This is a genomic window from Mesorhizobium sp. CNPSo 4670 (genome assembly GCF_057784235.1).
This window is the reverse complement of sequence record NZ_JBWJFQ010000010.1, coordinates 93376-109732: the sequence shown is the minus strand read 5'-3', so window position 1 is coordinate 109732 and position 16357 is coordinate 93376. Positions and strand designations below refer to the sequence as shown.

Here is a 16357-nt window from a genome sequence, read left to right as displayed (position 1 = left end):
TAACATCTGCTTGAACTCGATTACGGGTCTGGATTCAGGCGCGTTTTGGCAGGCACCGGAGGAGGTGTCGTGATCTGGAGGAATCCCATGCTGAACAGACGCAGATTTTTGACGAGCACGGCGGCGGCAGGCGCTGCCGGCTTTGCAGGACTTCATCTCTCTCCCGCTTTCGCCGAAGGCGCGCCGCAGATCCAGATTTTCGTCCCGGCGGCACCTGGCGGTGGCTGGGACCAGACAGGGCGCACGATGGATCAGGTGCTGCGCAGCGAAAAGCTGATCTCCGGCTCACAGATCACCAATGTCGGCGGCGCCGGCGGCACGGTCGGGCTGCCGCAGTTCATCAACCAATGGAACGGCAAAGGCAATTCGCTGATGGTTGCCGGCATGGTCATGGTCGGTGCGATCATCGCCAACAAGGCTGCCAACAATCTGACGCAAGTCACACCGATCGCGCGCCTTACCGGCGAGTTCGAGGCCTTGGTGGTGCCGGCGGAGTCGCCGTTCAAGACGGCAGCTGATTTCGTCGCCGCACTCAAGGCCGATCCGACAAAGGTTCCTGTTGCTGGCGGCTCGGCTGGCGGTTCGGATCACATCCTGTTTGGGCTGATCGCCAAGACCGTCGGCGTGCCTGCGACAAACCTGTCCTACGTGCCGTTCGCCGGCGGCGGCGAGGCACTGTCGGCGCTGCTCGGCAATCAGGTGGCGGCCGGCATCTCCGGCTTCGGCGAGTTCTCCGAGCAGGTCAAGGCGGGCGCGCTGCGGCTGCTTGCCATCTCTGCCGACAAGCGCCAGGACGGCATCGACGCGCCGACGCTGAAGGAAGCCGGCATCGATGTCGAGCTGTTCAACTGGCGCGGGGTCTTCGCACCTCCCGGAGTTTCCGATGCCGACAAGGCGGCGATGATCACGCTGGTCGAGAGCATGGCCAAGAGCGATGCCTGGGCGACCGAGTGCAAGAACCGCAACTGGACGCAGATCCTGCTCACCGGCGACGATTATGCGAAATTCGTGGCCGAGGATACGGCCCGCATCGAGGCCATCCTGAAAGACCTCGGGCTCGCCTGATCTTCCCAAATAAGGGGCGGCGCTCGCCGCCCCTTCTCGCATGGAATGCAAAGCCGGCACTGCGGTGAGGACCGGCCGTGCGGTGCCGGGCATCTTGGCCAGCTATCCTGGCCAGTATTCTTGGGGAGGACAATCATGAGCAGCAGTGACCAGCAGGTGGCGCCGTCGCGCCTTGCCGTGCCGGAATTGTTGATCGGCGTCGGGCTTCTGGCCTGCGCCGGCGCTGTAGCCTGGCAAACGCTGGCGATCCCGGTGTCGCCGCTCTACTCCAAGGTCGGCCCGACCGTCTTTCCCTACCTCACCATGGTCGGCCTGGTGGTGCTTTCCCTGTTGCTCATCCTCGCGGCGCTTCGCGGCGGCTGGCAGCCGGAGGAGGAAAAGGAAACGCCGACCGACTGGAAGGCGATGGGTTTCGTCGTCATCGGCCTCGTCGCCAATCTGCTGCTGATCCAGCCGCTGGGCTTCACAGCGGCATCCGTCATCATGTTCGTTCTCGTCTGCCACGGCTTCGGCAGCAAGCGCACACTGCGTGACGTAGGGCTCGGCCTGATCCTGGCGCTGGCCGCCTATTTCGGCTTCGCCAGGGCGCTCGGCGTCAACATCGGCGCCGGCTTCATCGAGAACCAGCTGAACACGGTGATCGATGCGATCATCGGCACGTTTGGAGCCTGATGCCATGGAAACGCTCGGCCATCTCGCACACGGCTTCTCGGTCGCCTTCACCCCGGTCAATCTTCTGTGGTGCCTGCTCGGAACCACGCTCGGCACCGCCATCGGCGTGCTGCCCGGTCTCGGGCCGGCGCTGACCATCGCCCTGCTTTTGCCGATCACCTACCAGGTGGCGCCGGAGGCCTCTTTCATCCTGTTCGCTGGCATCTATTACGGCGCCATGTATGGCGGCTCGACAACGTCGATCCTGCTCAACACGCCCGGCGAAAGCGCGACCATCGTCACCGCGCTGGAAGGCAACAAGATGGCGCGGTCCGGCCGCGGCGGCGCGGCACTTGCCACCTCGGCGATCGGCTCCTTCGTCGCCGGCACCATCGGCACGTTGGGCGTCGCTTTCCTGGCGCCGGTGGTGGTCAAATTCGCGCTGGCCTTCGGCCCGGCCGAATATTTCTCGCTTATGGTATTGGCCTTCATCACGGTTTCGGCGGTGCTCGGCTCCTCGTCCGTGCGCGGCCTCACCAGCCTGTTCGCCGGCTTCGTCATCGGCATGATCGGTGTCGACCTGCAGACCGGCCAGCCGCGCTTCACCTTCGGCATGAGCGAACTGCTTGACGGCGTCGACGTCATCATCGCCGCCGTTGGCCTGTTCGCCGTCGGCGAGACACTCTACATGGCCTCGCGCCGCTATGCCGGCAAGGACGAGATCGTGCCGCTGAGGGGCTCGCTCTACATGACATCAGCCGAATGGGCGCGTTCGTGGAAACCCTGGCTGCGTGGCGCGGCGATCGGCTTTCCGATCGGCGCCATGCCGGCAGGCGGGGCAGAAATCCCGACCTTCCTGTCCTACGCAATCGAAAAGAAGCTGTCGAACCACAAGGAGGAATTCGGCACGGTCGGCGCCATTGAAGGCGTTGCCGGCCCCGAGGCCGCCAACAATGCGTCCGCCGCCGGCGTGCTGGTGCCGATGCTGACGCTCGGCCTGCCGACCTCGGCGACGGCGGCGATCATGCTGTCGGCCTTCCAGAGCTATGGCATCAATCCGGGGCCGCTGCTTTTGACGACGCAGGGCGACCTCGTCTGGGGACTGATCGCCAGCCTGTTCATCGCCAACGTCATCCTCGTCATCCTCAACCTGCCGCTAATCGGGCTGTGGGTGCGTCTGTTGAAGATCCCGGCGCCGCAGCTCTATGCCGGGATCCTGGTATTCGCCACGGTCGGCACCTATGGCATCTCGCAATCGCCTATCGACCTGGTCATCCTCTATCTCCTGGGGGCGGCCGGGTTCCTGATGCGGCGCTTCGATTTCCCGACCGCGCCGGTCATTATCGGCATGATCTTGGGGCCACTCGCCGAAACCCAGTTCCGCCGGGCGATGACCATCTCGAATGGCGACTGGTCGGTGTTCTACAAGCATCCGCTGTCGCTGACGCTGCTGACGCTCGCCTTCATCGGCCTGGTCGGGCCGCATATCTGGGCCTATGTCGAGCACCGCCGGCGGCGCGGACCGGAGCATGTGCCGGGCGATGCCTGATCGATTTGAGCTGTCATGACCGAATTGCTTTCCGGTATCCGCGTCCTCGACCTGACCAACGTCCTGGCTGGCCCCTATTGTGCCTATCAGCTGGCGCTGCTCGGGGCCGATGTGATCAAGGTCGAGGTCCCGCAAGGCGGCGACCTGGCACGCCAGCTCGGCGGCTCGCCAAAGCTCAACAGCGCCGGCATGGGCGCCTCGTTCCTGGCGCAGAACGCAGGCAAACGATCGGTGGTGCTCGACCTCAAGAAGCCGGCCGATCGCGAACGCTTCCTCGATCTGGTCGCCAGCGCCGATGCGCTGGTGGAGAACTTCCGCCCCGGCGTGATGGATAGGCTCGGCCTTGGCTACGAGGCGCTCAAGGCGGTCCGTCCCGGCCTTGTCTATTGCGCGATATCCGGTTTTGGCCAGACCGGACCGATGCGTGACAATCCCGCCTATGACCAGATCATCCAGGGCCTGTCGGGGATCATGAGCATCACCGGCACGCCGGAAACGGCGCCGCTGCGGGTCGGCTATCCGGTCGCCGACACGCTTGGCGGGCTGGTCGGCGCGTTCGCAATCGCCTCGGCGCTGGTGCGACAGAAGACGAGCGGCGAGGGCGCCTTTCTCGACGTCTCGATGCTCGAATGCACGCTCTCGGCGCTCGGCTGGCCGGTCTCCAACTACCTCACGGCAGCGGTCGATCCGCAGCCGATGGGCAATGAGAACATGACAGCGGCGCCGTCCGGCGCCTTTCGCACCGGCGACGGGCTGCTCAACATCGCCGCCAACAAGCAGGAGCAGTTCGTGGCGCTGTGCCGGCTGATCGGGCGGGCGGAGCTGGCGGTGGATGCGCGCTTTGCCGAGCGCGAGACGCGCAAGCGCAACCGTGCGGCGCTCAAGGTCGAGATCGAGGACGCCCTGGCGAGCGCCCCGGCGGCGGTCTGGGAAGAAACCCTCAATCGCGCCGGCGTGCCCGCGGGCAGGGTGCTGACGATCCCGCAAGTGCTGGCAGAACCGCAAGTGCTCGAACGCCAGGTGACCACGAATTTTGAGGGCGTGCCTGGTATGGACGGGCCACTGACAGTTCTGCGCGGCGGCTTCATGGTCGATGGCGCGGCTCCCCTGCCGACGAAGCCGCCACCCGCGCTGGGCGAGCATATGAACGAGGTTTTCGCGGAGCTGCCGCCGCGCGCCAAGACAAAGGCACGGGCATGAGCACCGAGAAGAAGACCGGCCGTGAGCGCGGCGAGGAATGGTGGCAGACCGATATCATCGAGATGCGGCCCGGTGTCATCCGGCTTCGCGGCTATGAGATCCAGGATCTGATCGGCCGCGTCAGCTTCCCGGCGATGATCTGGTTGATGTTGCGTGGCGAGTTGCCCAGCGACGACCAGGCGGCGCTGCTCGGCATTGCGCTGGGCGCCGCCGTCGACCATGGGCCGCAAGCGCCGTCGATCGCGATTGCGCGCATGGCTACAACCTGCGGCGTCGGCATCAACAGCGCCATGGCCTCGGCCATCAACGTGCTCGGCGACGTGCATGGCGGCGCCGGCGAGCAGGCGCTGTCCTTCTACGGTGACATCGCTGTCGCGCTCGACGGCGGCATGACGCTGAATGAAGCCGTCACGACGCGGCTCGACCGGTTCTTCGCCCAGGAGAAGGGCTATGTGCCTGGTCTCGGCCATCGCTTCCATCCGGTCGACCCGCGCGCGCCGCGCCTGCTGGAGCTGACCCGCGCGTTTGCCGCGCGTGGCGTCGTCAATGGACGCTTCGCCGACATCGCCGAGGCGATCGAGGCGGAAGTCGCCCGGCGCAAAGGGAAAAAGATACCGCTCAACATCGATGGCGCCACCGCCGTCATCTATGGCGAACTCGGCTTTCCGCCGCCGCTGACGCGCGGGCTTTTCGTGCTGTCGCGCTCGGTCGGCATCCTGGCGCATGCCTGGGAACAGTCACAGCAAGTCGAGCGAAACAAAGGACCGCTGCCGCGCGAATGGTTGTGGGCCTATACCGGCACGCCGCTGCGCCCCTTTCCCGAAGCGGGCGACACGAGCGAGTGAAGTCCAGCCTCAGGCGAGGTCGAGTGGCTCGGGCTTGGCAATCATCAGGTTCGCCACCAGGGTCGAAAGGTCCGGCTCATCGATGAGCGTGGCCGCATCGGCGGCCGGCAGCCAGGCCCGCTGCCGCCGCTTGGCTTCCTGCCAGTCGGCCAGTTCCTCGGTGACCTCTAGCAGATAGACGATGACGTCGACGCGGACGAAGCGGTTGGCCAGCCGTTTCCAGTAGGAGTAGCTGCCCGCCGGCTCCCTCACCGTCTTGCCGAGCACGCCGGCTTCCTCTCGCGCTTCGATGGTGGCCGCCTTGCGTCCGCTCTTGCCCTTCATCGGCCAGCCCTTGGGGACGATGAAGCGTCTTGTGGTTCGCGAGGTAACCAGCATCACCTCGACATCGCCGCGTGCGTTTAGCCGAAACGGAATCGCCGCCACCTGACGGATGCTCTCGCCCTTCTTTGCCTTGCGTACGGCCTTTTTCTTGGTGGCTGTCATTCGTGGATCCAGTCGATGCAATGCCGCATAGCGCGACAAGGCATCGTTGCAAAACCAAAACTTTCGCGTGTGCCGAGAGGCACTCCGAATACATAAGTCGGCTAATAAATGAAAAACGCCGGTTTGTCAGCGGCAATTGCTCAAGGCGGTGACGCCGATTATCTGCGTCGTACAGCTTGGCCTGTATTGTGGCACCACCGGCTGCGGCTGCTGGACGATCTGGCGGTCCTGGGCACGATACTGCTGCTGTTGCTGCTGGTATTGCTGCCGCTGCACCCGGTTCTGCAGGATTTGCAGGTCATTCTGCCGGATCAGCGCGTTGTTGCCGTTGAGGGAATTGACGGCTTGCGCGGAAGCCGGCAGGCAACCGCCGGCCAGCACTGCCGTCGCCAGCATTGCCGATGTGAAAACCATCGATGGTCGAAACGCCGACATCCGCTCATTCCCGCGTGAAGAAGTCATGGCCTTAATATAGGGCGTCTGTGCGGCTGTGCCATATCTTGGGGCTGATCGAAACTATATCGGTTTGTCGACCGGCGAAGGCCACCTCACTGCGGCGGAGAATCTGCCTGACAACCCCGCATTGCACTTGACGGAGGTCGTCGATTCGCCGCTCTATCGGTCGGCGCCCGTCGTGAGCTGAGTGGCGTCAATGGCGCCGGCCGTCAGCTGTGACGGCGCCTCCGGCGAAACAGTTTAAACAGAACGCGATCGGCGCGTCTCTCAAGGTCAGCATCCAGCTGGCCCAAGGCGGAGCCGGGCGGGAGGAGTCTTGATGAGGAAGTACGCGTATTTCGTGGCAATGCTGGGTGTGGCCTGCGTCGTCGGTGTGCCGGCTGTTGCGGCGCAAACCAAGACCGCGGCGGCGCCGGCCGCCGATGCGCCGCAACTGCCCGGTGGCGCGTCGGCGTTGTCCGAGACCCATGGCGACTGGACGGTCAATTGCCAGATATCAGGCGCGACCAAGACCTGCAGCCTGTCGCATCAGCAATTCAACAAGCAAAACAACCAGCGCCTGCTGGCGATCGAGCTGTCGAGCAAAACCGGCGAGGATGCCGCCGGTACGCTCGCCCTGCCGTTCGGCCTGGCGCTGGCCAAGGGCGTCAGCCTGAGCATCGACGACCAGAAACTGGATGGCAGCCTGCCATTCAACACCTGCCAGGTCGTCGGCTGCCTGGTGCCGGTGGCGTTCGATGCGACCCTCACGCCGCTGCTGAAGTCGGGCACCATCCTCAAGATCGAAGCCTTCGCGGCCGACACCGGACAAGCGGTGAGTTTTTCCATTCCGCTCAATGGATTCGCCGGCGCCCTTGCCCGAACCGCGGAGCTTTTGTCCAATTGACCTCAGGGTCATGCAGAGCCAAATGACCTGAAGCGCGCCGTCGTTCCAGCGCCCCCGCTCAAACGACGGTCGTCTTCAGACGTTCGGCGATCAGGGCGGCGAGCCGCGCTGCCACCTCGTCCTTGCTCATTTCGGGCCATTCCTCGACGCCGGCCCTGGACACGATCCGCACCCGATTGCGATCACCGCCCATCACGCCCGAAGGACCGATCCCGCTTTCGTGCGACACGTCGTTGGCCACGATGAAATCGGCGCCCTTCTTGCGAAGCTTGGCCTCGGCATTGCGCAAGAGATCCTGTGTCTCGGCGGCGAAGCCGACCACAAGGCCGGGTCGCTGGCTGTGATGGCCAACCCCGGCGAGAATGTCGGGATTCTCGACCATGCGCAGAACCGGCGGTCCTTCGCCGGCGACCTTTTTGATCTTCTCACCGGCCGAGTTCTCGCTGCGCCAGTCGGCAACAGCGGCGACGAACACCGCCGCGTCCGCAGGCAGAAGCTGCTCCACCGCATCGCGCATCTCTTGCGCCCGTTCGACATGGATGGTCTTCACCCCGGCGGGATCGGCGATGGTGACCGGACCGGAGACGAGGCGGACATCGGCGCCGAGCCTGGCCAGGGCCGCCGCAATGGCGTGGCCCTGCTTGCCGGACGAACGGTTGGCGATATAGCGCACCGGGTCGATCGGCTCATGCGTCGGGCCAGAGGTGACGATAATCCGGCGTCCCGATAGCGGCTTGGGGTTGACATCGAGCAGCGCCTCGACGGCGGCGACGATCTCCAGCGGTTCGGCCATGCGGCCTTCGCCCGCCTCGTTGCTTTCCGCCATCTCGCCCCTGGCCGGACCGATAAAGCCGACGCCATCCTTCTGCAGCGTCGCGCGGTTGCGGCGTGTCGCCGGATGCGCCCACATTCTTGGGTTCATGGCTGGCGCCATCAACACCGGCTTGTCGGTGGCGATCAACACCGTCGAGGCAAGATCGTTGGCATGGCCGTTGGCAAGCTTGGCCATCAGGTCGGCGGTGGCAGGCGCCACCACCAACAGGTCGGCCTCACGTGATAGCCTGATATGGCCGACATCGTGCTCGTCATTGCGGTCGAACAGTTCGGTGAAGACATGGTCGGCGGAGAGCGCGCCCACCGACAGCGTGGTGATGAATTCCTGCGCGGCTGATGTCATGACCACCCGCACTACGGCACCTCGCTCGCGCAGCCGGCGGATGAGATCCAGCGCCTTGTAGGCGGCGATGCCGCCGCCGATGATGAGCAGGATGCGCTTGCCGGAGAGGCCGCGCGGCACGGCTTTGCCTGCCGGTGCGGCAGCGGGAGCCGCTACGCCGTGCGAACTGGTCAGTTCGCGGAGGGTTTTCTCGATCTGGTCAATGCGGCCCACAGAACCGATCTGCCCGTCAACGGCGGCCCGGATCATCACCCGCGCCTGCTCCTCCATGGAGCGGTCGTTCTCCGCCGCCAATCGGCGCAGCAGTTCCTTGACCTCATCGTCCAGGTTGCGAATGGTAATGCTGGCCATATGATTGCACTCTGCCGCAGTTGCTGCGTGCAATGATAGCAATGCAATCAGGTTGCCGCAAGTTGCGGCGCCCGGAAGTGGCTGGGCGCTATATGAGCTTCCAGGCGATATAGACCAGCGTCAGCGCGATCACCCACAGCGCGAGGCGACCGGAGCGGCTGTAGCGCGCCTCGGCCTTGCCGATGGCGCGGGCTGTGGTCTCGTCGAAGCGCAGGCCGTGCTCGGCCATCAGGTCGATCTCACGCGACAGCCGATCGGTGCGCGCCGCAAGCTCGGGCGCCTGGCGGGCCAGCGTCAGCAGCGCCTTGGCGCCGTCGCGCGCATCGACCATCATGCCACGCGGGCCAAGATTGCCGGCGATCCAGCCGCTGACCACCGGCTCGGCCGTCTTCCACATGTTGAAGGCCGGGTCGAGCGTACGGGCCACACCCTCGACCACCACCATGGTCTTCTGCAGCAGGATCAGTTCCGGCCGCGTCGCCATGTCGAAGAGTTCGGTCACTTCGAACAGCAGCGTCAAAAGCTTGGCCATCGAAATGGTCTCTGCCGGTTGGCCGTGGATCGGCTCGCCGATCGCCCGGATTGCTTGCGCAAAGGCCGCGACATTGTGCTGGCGCGGCACATAGCCGGCTTCGAAATGCACTTCGGCGACACGCAGATAGTCGCGGGTGATGAAGCCGTAGAGGATTTCGGCAAGGAAGCGGCGTTCCTTCTTGCCGAGCCTGCCGGCAATGCCGAGATCGACGGCGACGATGGTGCCGTTTGCTTCGACGAAAAGGTTGCCCGGATGCATGTCGGCGTGGAAGAAGCCGTCGCGCAGCGTATGGCGCAGGAACGACTGTATGAGGTTGGCGGCGATGGTCTTCAGGTCATGACCGGCAGCGGCAAGGCCGGCAATGTCGTTCATCTTGACGCCGTCGACCCACTCCATGGTCAGCACGTCGCGGCCGGTGCGCTCCCAGTCGACGGATGGCACGCGAAAGCCGGGATCATCCTTGGTGTTTTCGCCGAGTTCCGAAAGCGCGGCCGCCTCGAGGCGGAGATCCATCTCGATCTTGGTGGTCTGCGCCAGCGTCTGGGTGACCTCGACCGGCCGCAGCCGGCGCGACGACAGGATGTATTTTTCCTGCAGGTGAGCGGCGAGGAAATAGCTTTCGAGATCCTGGAAGAAGCGGCGGCGCACGCCCGGCCGGATGACCTTTACAGCGACCTTGGTTGCAGCGCCGTCATGGATGGTTTCGGCAGCATGGACCTGGGCGATGGAAGCGGCTGCGACCGGGTCGCCGAATTGCGCGTAGAGATCGCCGACCTTGCGCCCGAGCGAAGCCTCGATAGCCGAGATCGCCTCGGCTCTCGGGAAGGTGTGCATCTTGTCCTGCAACATGGCGAGATCGAGCGCCATGTCGTTGCCGACGACGTCGGGGCGTGTCGCCAGGAACTGGCCGAGCTTGACATAGGACGGTCCGAGCCGGACGACCGCCTTGGCCAGCCGGTCGCTGCGCTCATAGGTCAGCGCGCGGCGGCGGGTGAACAGCCGCGCCAGCCGCCAGCCGAACTTCGGCAGGCCGGACAGTTCCTCGCCCGGCAAGGCGGCGACCACGCCTTCGCGCACCAGCACCCAGCCGGCCCGCACGAGCCGAAATCCCGCGCTGACGGTGCTCATGGCCGTGCCTGTCCTACCGGTTCTTCGAACCGGCATGGCGCACATCGACTAGCAGAAATGCGGTCCAGCCTCAAAGCTTCCAGCCCGAATGAAGTGCCGCGATGCCACCGGAATAGTTGCGGAAGGAGACGCGATCGAAGCCGGCGTGGGAAATCATCGTCGCGAAATTCTGCTGGTTGGGAAACCTGGCGATCGATTCGACCAGATAGGAATAGGGCTCGCCGTCGCCGGTGACCATCTTGCCGATCTTCGGAATGGCGCTGAACGACCAGGCTTCGTAGGCCTTGTCGAGCAGCGGCATCTCGACTTCGGAAAATTCGAGGCACAGGAACCGGCCGCCCGGCTTCAGCACGCGGAACGCTTCACTGAGCGCGACATCGATGCGCGGTACGTTGCGAATGCCGAAAGCGATGGTGTAGGCGTCGAATGTGGCGTCGGGGAAGGGCAGTTCCTCGGCATTGGCCTCGACGAAGTCGGCGTTGCCGGACAGACCTTTCTTCTCGGCACGGTCGCGGCCGACGCCAAGCATGGAGCCGTTGATGTCGAGCACTGTGGCATGGGCGTTGCCGTGACTGGCATCGACGATGCGGAAGGCGATGTCGCCGGTGCCACCGGCAACGTCGAGCACGCGCCAGCCCATCCTTTTGGGAGGATTGAGCCAGGTGACCATGGCATCCTTCCACAGCCGGTGCAGGCCGGCCGACATCAGATCGTTCATCAGGTCGTAGCGGTTGGCTACCTTGTGGAAAACATCGTTGACCAGGGACTGCTTGTCGCCAGCCCCTACACGCTTGAAACCATAGGAGGTTTCCATGCCGCCCGCGGCCGTGGTTCTCTCAACTGACATTTTTTTGATCCGTCATAAAACCGGCGGGACCATAGCCGATCGATGGTGCGGGCGCTATTGTTTAAGGCGCGGTGTTCAGCCGCGCTTCCAGGTGTTGGTTTTTCAACAGCTGGACTGACCGACGGGATGATTGAATGCCTTTGAAAGCGGAATTGCACTGCCACATTGAAGGGGCAGCGGCGCCCGAACTCGTCATCCGCCAGGCGCAGAAATACGGCAGGGATACCACGCCCTATATCCAGAACGGCTCATTCGTCTGGCATGATTTCACATCCTTCCTGGCGGCCTATGATTTTTCCTCCGATCTGTTCCGGACGGAGGAGGATTATGCGCGGCTGGCCGACCACTATCTGACCAGCCTCGCCCGCGACGGTGCCATCTATTCCGAGGTGTTCACTTCGCCCGACCATGCCAAGAGGGCCGGGCTGTCGCCCAAGGCCTATACCGACGCACTTGGCGAAGGCATGGCCCGGGCCAAGGCCAAGACCGGCATCGAGGGCCGCATGATCGTCACCGGCGTGCGCCATGTCGGCGTCGAGTCGATCGAGCAGGCGGCGCGCTTCGCGGCGCGCTGCGGGCACCCTTTGGTCACCGGCTTCGGCGTCGCCGGCGACGAGCGCATCGGCGATATGGAGGACTATGTCAGGGCCTTCGAGATCGCGCGCGAGGCCGGGCTCGGCATCACCATCCATGCCGGCGAACTGACCGGCTGGGAGACCGTCAAGGCTGCACTCGATCACATCCGCCCTTCCCGCATCGGCCATGGCGTGCGGGCCATCGAAAACCCGGACCTTGTCCGGCGCATTGCCGATGAGGGCATCGTGCTGGAGTGCTGCCCCGGCTCCAACATAGCGCTCAAGGTGTTCGACAGTTTTGCCGACCATCCCTTTCCGGCCCTGCAGGCGGCCGGCTGCAAGGTGACGCTCAATTCCGACGATCCGCCCTATTTCTGGACCTCGCTGAAGCGCGAATACGACATCGCCGCCGAGCATTTCTCGATGAGCGAAAAGGCGCTGACCGCCGTCACCAGAACGGCCATCGAGGCCGCTTTCGTCGACCGTAAGACCAAGACCGCGCTTCTTGCCCGCCTCAACGGCGCCGCTCGCTGATTTCTTCAGACAAAGCTGTGGTCGGTGCAGGCCAAGCGGTTCCTTGGCCGGCGCATTGCCGCTAGGGTTCACTCAAGCAGCTTGAAGCGCGGCGCCGTCCGAAAGGGACCATGCGTGCACTTTCGGGCGCAGGCATCAGGAGAACACCATGCAGGGCGTCACCGTCGTCGACCATCCGCTTGTCCAGCACAAGCTGACCATCATGCGCAAGAAGGAGACCTCGACGGCCGGCTTCCGGCGACTGCTGCGCGAGATCTCGCTGCTGCTCGGCTATGAGGTCACCCGCAACCTCGAACTGACGACGACCACGATCGAAACGCCGATCGAGACGATGGAGGCGCCGACGCTGGAGGGCAAGAAGCTGGTCTTTGCCTCGGTGCTGCGCGCCGGCAACGGCTTGCTCGAAGGCCTGCTCGACCTGGTGCCGGCGGCCCGTGTCGCCCACATCGGCCTCTACCGCGACCATGAAACGCTGGAAGCGGTGGAATATTTCTTCAAGGCGCCGAGCGACCTCGCCGACCGGCTGGTGATCGTCGTCGATCCGATGCTGGCGACCGCCAATTCGGCGATCGCGGCGATCGACAAGCTGAAAGGGCGGGGCGCCACCAACATCCGCTTCCTCTGCCTGCTGGCGGCGCCCGAAGGCATCGAGCGCTTCACCAAGGCGCATCCGGACGTTCCCGTCTTCACCGCTTCGATCGACCGCCAGCTCAACGAGAAGGGGTACATCATGCCTGGGCTCGGTGATGCCGGCGACCGCATGTACGGGACCAAGTAGTACCAGGCAAAGTTGCCTGGTACTATTTACCAAATGTTTACGCAAAGGCGTGGTTCTGGCGCGCGTTAAAGCGGAAAACACCATCCGGGCTTAAGGATCGGCCGTCACGAAGGCCGATCCATGCTGCGCAAACTTCTCATCCTTGGCGTTTTCGCCGGCACATCGGCATCGATACCGATCGTGTATCAGTCGAATCCGCAAATCATCGAAAACCTGCTGAGATCGCCGATGACGGGCAAGGCCGCGGTCGAGGCCCAGCCGGACGCCAAACTGGCTGCGGTGCCCAGCAAGCCGGCCACGCCGCTGCTGCTTGGCCGAAAGGTCATCGTTTCCGCAGACGAGCGCGGACATTTCTCGTCGGCCTTCAAGCTCAACGGACGTCAGGTCGACGGCATGATCGACACCGGCGCCACGCTGGTTGCCATCAACACCTCGACAGCACGCAGGATCGGCCTGTCGCTGAACCCTTCCGACTTCAGTCATGAGGTCAGCACCGCCAACGGCTCGATCAAGGCTGCCGTGGCAATGATCGACCGGCTACAGATCGGCAGCATCACGGTCAATGACGTCCAGACCATTGTGCTCGACGACAAGGCGCTGCAGACCAATCTGATCGGTATGAGCTTCCTCAATCGGCTTGGCAAATTCCAGGCCGAGAATGGCACGCTGCTGCTCGTCCAATAATCAGCCACGCGCAAGAATCCGCAATCAGCCGCGCGAAAGAATCCGCCGGATGACCGACTTGTCGGCAGCCGGCTTTGAGGCGCCAATCGTATAGGCCGAAATCACGGCGGCGGCGGCCGCCTCGGCATCGGCCAATGAGCGGGCATGGACCAGCGCCAGCGGCTCGCCAGCCCGAACCTCCGCGCCGACCGGCAGCAGCCTGGTGATGCCGACAGCCGGGTCGACCTTGTCGTCCGGCCGCGTGCGTCCGCCACCCAGGCCAACCACGGCGAGCCCGATGTCGCGGGTCGTTATGCCAGTGACGAAGCCGTCTTCGGTCGCCTTGACGGCAAACTCGGTCGCCGCCACGGCCAAGTATTTTTCCGGTTTCTCGATGAGATCGGCGGGACCGCCGAGCGCGGCGACCATACGCGCGAAAGTGGCGGCGGCGCGGCCGCTGGCAAGCGTCTCGGTGGCGCGCCGCATGCCATCCTGGTTCGACGACACCAGTCCTGCCGATTGCAGCATCTCGGCGGCGAGCGCCAGCGTCACGTCCTCCAGCCGACGATCACGAACACGGCCGGTCAGGAAGTCGACGGCGTTGCGCACCTCGACCGCGTTGCCGGCGGCCGAGGCCAGCGGCTCGTTCATGCCGGTGATCAACGCCGAGGCCTTCAGGCCGGCGCCATTGGCTATCTCGACCAGGCTGTTGGCGAGTGCCGTTGCGTCCCGCGACTTCTCCATGAAGGCGCCGTTGCCGACCTTGACGTCGAGCACCAGCGACTGCAGCCCGGCCGCCAGCTTCTTCGACAGGATCGAAGCGGTGATCAGCGGCACCGATTCGACCGTGCCGGTAACATCGCGGATCGCGTAGAGCCGTCTATCGGCCGGCGCGAGGTCCGCGGTCTGGCCGATGATTGCGCAGCCGGTTTCAAGCACCGCCTTGCGAAACAGCGCGATGTCGGGCTGGCTGGTATAGCCGGGGATCGCATCCATCTTGTCCAGCGTGCCGCCGGTATGGCCAAGGCCACGGCCGGAAATCATCGGCACATAAGCGCCGCAAGCGGCGACGATCGGCGCCAGCATCAGCGAGACATTGTCGCCGACTCCGCCTGTCGAATGCTTGTCGGTGACCGGGCCGGGCAGGTCCGACCAGTCGAGCACGTCGCCGGAATCGCGCATCGCCAGCGTCAGCGCCACCGCCTCGTCGCGGCTCATGCCGTGGAAGAACACCGCCATTGCGAAGGCGCCGACCTGGCCGTCCGAAACGGTCCCTTCGGTGATGCCCTCGACGAAGCCGGCGATCTCCTGCACCGACAGTTTCAGGCCGTCGCGCTTGCGCCGGATGATTTCCTGGGGAAGCATCAGCTCTCCAGCAGTCCGTCGCGGAACACGCGCTGCAGGATCGTTGCCAGCCGCGCGCCGCCGACCGGCGCCATGTCCTTGGTCTCCTGGTGCGAAAGCTCGGCCCCGGTCATGCCGGCCGCCAAATTGGTGATGACCGAGCAGGCGGCGACGCGAAGTCCAAGGAAGCGGGCAAGAATGACCTCCGGCACGGTCGACATGCCGACCGCATTGGCGCCCATGACGCGCGCCATGCGGATTTCGGCGGGCGTTTCGAAGCACGGGCCCGAGAACCACATGTAGACGCCCTTGTGAAGTGTTGTGCCGGTCGCCTTCGCCGCCCGTTCGATCGCCTTGCGGATGCCGGCATCATAGGCTTCGGTCAGGCCGACAAAGCGGCTGTCGCTGGGCTCGCCGATCAGCGGATTGGTGCCCGAGAAATTGATGTGGTCCGATATCAGCATCACCGAGCCCGGCGGCATGTCTGGATCGACCGAACCGGCGGCATTGGTGAGGATCAGGTTCGTGATGCCGATACCGGCAAGCACTTCCAGCGCGGGCCGCATCGCGGCCGCGTTGCCGTGCTCATAGTAATGGGCGCGACCGGACAGCATCAGCACCGGCACGCCGGCAAATAGCCCCGCCACGACTTGGCCAGCATGGCCGGTGACGCCACTTCTGGGAAAGCCCGGCAGGTCGGCGTAGGAGATGCGGATCGGATCTTCGATCTGATCGACCAGCCCGCCCAGGCCTGAACCCAGCACCAGTGCGGTCGACGGCGCCAGGCCGTCCAGCCTTTCGACGAGATGGTCGAGCGCCTTTTCCTTCATCGCAGCCAACTCTTCATTTCAGCCAATTCTTCGTTCAACCAGGGCTTCATTTCAAAATGTCGCCGCGGAAACCGTAGGGCAGCATGTCGCCCATGGTCACGGTCTCGGCCACGCCGGCATTGTCGCAGAGAAAGAGTTTTGTTTCCGGCCGGCAGAATTCGGCCAAGCGCTGCCGGCAGCCGCCGCAAGGCGAGCATTTGGCCATGCGCTCGGCAAGGACGGCGATCTCGACGATCTTGCCGCCGCCACCCATGATGTAGTGGCCAAGCGCCGTGGTCTCGGCGCACCAGCCTTCCGGATAGGAGGCGATTTCGATGTTGGCGCCGGCAAAGATGCGCCCGTCCTCGGTGCGCAAGGCGGCGCCCACCGGAAACTTCGAATAGGGCGCATAGGCCTTGGCCATGGCAGCTTTGGCCGCTTCGAACAGATCATGCGACATTGGTTCGTTCTCTCCGAC

The 16357-nt window shown here is 64.4% G+C and carries 17 protein-coding genes; 9 read left to right on the top strand and 8 right to left on the bottom strand.

Annotated elements, in window-relative coordinates; all coding sequences use genetic code 11:
• Positions 1-87 precede the first annotated feature (87 nt).
• The 5 genes from AC0ZT5_RS18145 (at position 88) to AC0ZT5_RS18125 (ending at position 5310) form a co-directional block, all read left to right on the top strand.
• The gene (locus tag AC0ZT5_RS18145) at positions 88-1065 is read left to right on the top strand and encodes a Bug family tripartite tricarboxylate transporter substrate binding protein (protein WP_284283710.1); all 978 of its coding nucleotides are present in this window, start codon (positions 88-90) and stop codon (positions 1063-1065) included.
• A gap of 135 nt (positions 1066-1200) precedes the next feature.
• On the top strand, positions 1201-1737 hold the full coding sequence (locus AC0ZT5_RS18140) for a tripartite tricarboxylate transporter TctB family protein (protein WP_488497543.1): 537 nt from the start codon (positions 1201-1203) through the stop codon (positions 1735-1737).
• A gap of 4 nt (positions 1738-1741) precedes the next feature.
• Positions 1742-3265 carry a tripartite tricarboxylate transporter permease gene (locus AC0ZT5_RS18135; protein WP_488497542.1) on the top strand — a complete coding sequence of 508 codons (1524 nt, stop codon included), beginning with the start codon at positions 1742-1744 and terminating at the stop codon, positions 3263-3265.
• Between the two features lie 15 nt (positions 3266-3280).
• The gene (locus tag AC0ZT5_RS18130; protein ID WP_488497541.1) at positions 3281-4465 is read left to right on the top strand and encodes a CaiB/BaiF CoA transferase family protein; all 1185 of its coding nucleotides are present in this window, start codon (positions 3281-3283) and stop codon (positions 4463-4465) included.
• A complete protein-coding gene (locus AC0ZT5_RS18125; protein ID WP_488497540.1) occupies positions 4462-5310 on the top strand; it encodes a citryl-CoA lyase in 849 nt (282 codons plus the stop codon). Before AC0ZT5_RS18130 ends, AC0ZT5_RS18125 begins: the two co-directional genes overlap by 4 nt.
• A gap of 9 nt (positions 5311-5319) precedes the next feature.
• On the opposite strand, the gene AC0ZT5_RS18120 is transcribed toward AC0ZT5_RS18125, so the two are convergent.
• The gene (locus tag AC0ZT5_RS18120; protein ID WP_488497539.1) at positions 5320-5796 is read right to left on the bottom strand and encodes an NUDIX hydrolase; all 477 of its coding nucleotides are present in this window, start codon (positions 5794-5796) and stop codon (positions 5320-5322) included.
• Between the two features lie 126 nt (positions 5797-5922).
• Entirely contained in the window at positions 5923-6231 is a 309-nt protein-coding gene (locus tag AC0ZT5_RS18115; protein ID WP_488497538.1) for a hypothetical protein, read from the bottom strand.
• A gap of 340 nt (positions 6232-6571) precedes the next feature.
• Here AC0ZT5_RS18115 and AC0ZT5_RS18110 point away from each other — a divergent pair, with 340 nt between their 5' ends.
• A complete protein-coding gene (locus AC0ZT5_RS18110; RefSeq protein ID WP_488497537.1) occupies positions 6572-7138 on the top strand; it encodes an invasion associated locus B family protein in 567 nt (188 codons plus the stop codon).
• A gap of 58 nt (positions 7139-7196) precedes the next feature.
• Here the strand turns inward: AC0ZT5_RS18110 and coaBC are convergent, their stop codons facing one another.
• From coaBC to ubiE, 3 genes are all read right to left on the bottom strand, one after another.
• The gene (gene coaBC / locus AC0ZT5_RS18105) at positions 7197-8666 is read right to left on the bottom strand and encodes a bifunctional phosphopantothenoylcysteine decarboxylase/phosphopantothenate--cysteine ligase CoaBC (protein ID WP_488497536.1); all 1470 of its coding nucleotides are present in this window, start codon (positions 8664-8666) and stop codon (positions 7197-7199) included.
• A gap of 88 nt (positions 8667-8754) precedes the next feature.
• Positions 8755-10329: a 2-polyprenylphenol 6-hydroxylase gene (ubiB, locus tag AC0ZT5_RS18100; protein WP_488497535.1), complete on the bottom strand. Its 1575-nt coding sequence runs from the start codon at positions 10327-10329 to the stop codon at positions 8755-8757.
• Between the two features lie 70 nt (positions 10330-10399).
• Entirely contained in the window at positions 10400-11176 is a 777-nt protein-coding gene (ubiE, locus tag AC0ZT5_RS18095) for a bifunctional demethylmenaquinone methyltransferase/2-methoxy-6-polyprenyl-1,4-benzoquinol methylase UbiE (protein ID WP_488497534.1), read from the bottom strand.
• Positions 11177-11310: 134 nt separating this feature from the next.
• Here ubiE and AC0ZT5_RS18090 point away from each other — a divergent pair, with 134 nt between their 5' ends.
• The 3 genes from AC0ZT5_RS18090 (at position 11311) to AC0ZT5_RS18080 (ending at position 13747) form a co-directional block, all read left to right on the top strand.
• Positions 11311-12285 carry an adenosine deaminase gene (locus tag AC0ZT5_RS18090; protein ID WP_488497533.1) on the top strand — a complete coding sequence of 325 codons (975 nt, stop codon included), beginning with the start codon at positions 11311-11313 and terminating at the stop codon, positions 12283-12285.
• Positions 12286-12433: 148 nt separating this feature from the next.
• On the top strand, positions 12434-13063 hold the full coding sequence (gene upp, locus AC0ZT5_RS18085) for a uracil phosphoribosyltransferase (RefSeq protein ID WP_095084682.1): 630 nt from the start codon (positions 12434-12436) through the stop codon (positions 13061-13063).
• A 120-nt stretch (positions 13064-13183) separates the two neighbouring features.
• Positions 13184-13747, top strand: a complete 564-nt coding sequence (locus tag AC0ZT5_RS18080; protein ID WP_488497532.1) for a TIGR02281 family clan AA aspartic protease — start codon at positions 13184-13186, stop codon at positions 13745-13747.
• Positions 13748-13771: 24 nt separating this feature from the next.
• Here AC0ZT5_RS18080 and deoA read toward each other — a convergent pair whose 3' ends face one another.
• From deoA to cdd, 3 genes are read right to left on the bottom strand one after another with little or no spacing between them, the layout of a single operon-like run.
• Positions 13772-15091 (bottom strand): thymidine phosphorylase, encoded by a 1320-nt coding sequence (gene deoA, locus AC0ZT5_RS18075; RefSeq protein WP_488497531.1) that lies wholly within the window; start codon positions 15089-15091, stop codon positions 13772-13774.
• Positions 15091-15900, bottom strand: a complete 810-nt coding sequence (locus AC0ZT5_RS18070; RefSeq protein WP_488497530.1) for a purine-nucleoside phosphorylase — start codon at positions 15898-15900, stop codon at positions 15091-15093. Before AC0ZT5_RS18070 ends, deoA begins: the two co-directional genes overlap by 1 nt.
• 46 nt (positions 15901-15946) lie before the next feature.
• Complete coding sequence (gene cdd / locus AC0ZT5_RS18065) at positions 15947-16339, bottom strand: cytidine deaminase (protein WP_488497529.1); 393 nt, start codon at positions 16337-16339, stop codon at positions 15947-15949.
• Positions 16340-16357: the final 18 nt, after the last annotated feature.

Bases quoted from the DNA above. Each gene is read 5' to 3' on its own strand.
- AC0ZT5_RS18070 (WP_488497530.1), bottom strand. From the start codon at position 15,900: ATGAAGGAAAAGGCGCTCGACCATCTCGTCGAAAGGCTGGACGGCCTG.
- AC0ZT5_RS18090 (WP_488497533.1), top strand. From the start codon at position 11,311: ATGCCTTTGAAAGCGGAATTGCACTGCCACATTGAAGGGGCAGCGGCG.
- AC0ZT5_RS18140 (WP_488497543.1), top strand. From the start codon at position 1,201: ATGAGCAGCAGTGACCAGCAGGTGGCGCCGTCGCGCCTTGCCGTGCCG.
- AC0ZT5_RS18080 (WP_488497532.1), top strand. From the start codon at position 13,184: ATGCTGCGCAAACTTCTCATCCTTGGCGTTTTCGCCGGCACATCGGCA.
- AC0ZT5_RS18135 (WP_488497542.1), top strand. From the start codon at position 1,742: ATGGAAACGCTCGGCCATCTCGCACACGGCTTCTCGGTCGCCTTCACC.
- AC0ZT5_RS18110 (WP_488497537.1), top strand. From the start codon at position 6,572: ATGAGGAAGTACGCGTATTTCGTGGCAATGCTGGGTGTGGCCTGCGTC.
- deoA (WP_488497531.1), bottom strand. From the start codon at position 15,091: ATGCTTCCCCAGGAAATCATCCGGCGCAAGCGCGACGGCCTGAAACTG.
- coaBC (WP_488497536.1), bottom strand. From the start codon at position 8,666: ATGGCCAGCATTACCATTCGCAACCTGGACGATGAGGTCAAGGAACTG.
- AC0ZT5_RS18115 (WP_488497538.1), bottom strand. From the start codon at position 6,231: ATGTCGGCGTTTCGACCATCGATGGTTTTCACATCGGCAATGCTGGCG.
- cdd (WP_488497529.1), bottom strand. From the start codon at position 16,339: ATGTCGCATGATCTGTTCGAAGCGGCCAAAGCTGCCATGGCCAAGGCC.
- AC0ZT5_RS18145 (WP_284283710.1), top strand. From the start codon at position 88: ATGCTGAACAGACGCAGATTTTTGACGAGCACGGCGGCGGCAGGCGCT.
- ubiE (WP_488497534.1), bottom strand. From the start codon at position 11,176: ATGTCAGTTGAGAGAACCACGGCCGCGGGCGGCATGGAAACCTCCTAT.
- AC0ZT5_RS18125 (WP_488497540.1), top strand. From the start codon at position 4,462: ATGAGCACCGAGAAGAAGACCGGCCGTGAGCGCGGCGAGGAATGGTGG.
- AC0ZT5_RS18130 (WP_488497541.1), top strand. From the start codon at position 3,281: ATGACCGAATTGCTTTCCGGTATCCGCGTCCTCGACCTGACCAACGTC.
- upp (WP_095084682.1), top strand. From the start codon at position 12,434: ATGCAGGGCGTCACCGTCGTCGACCATCCGCTTGTCCAGCACAAGCTG.
- AC0ZT5_RS18120 (WP_488497539.1), bottom strand. From the start codon at position 5,796: ATGACAGCCACCAAGAAAAAGGCCGTACGCAAGGCAAAGAAGGGCGAG.
- ubiB (WP_488497535.1), bottom strand. From the start codon at position 10,329: ATGAGCACCGTCAGCGCGGGATTTCGGCTCGTGCGGGCCGGCTGGGTG.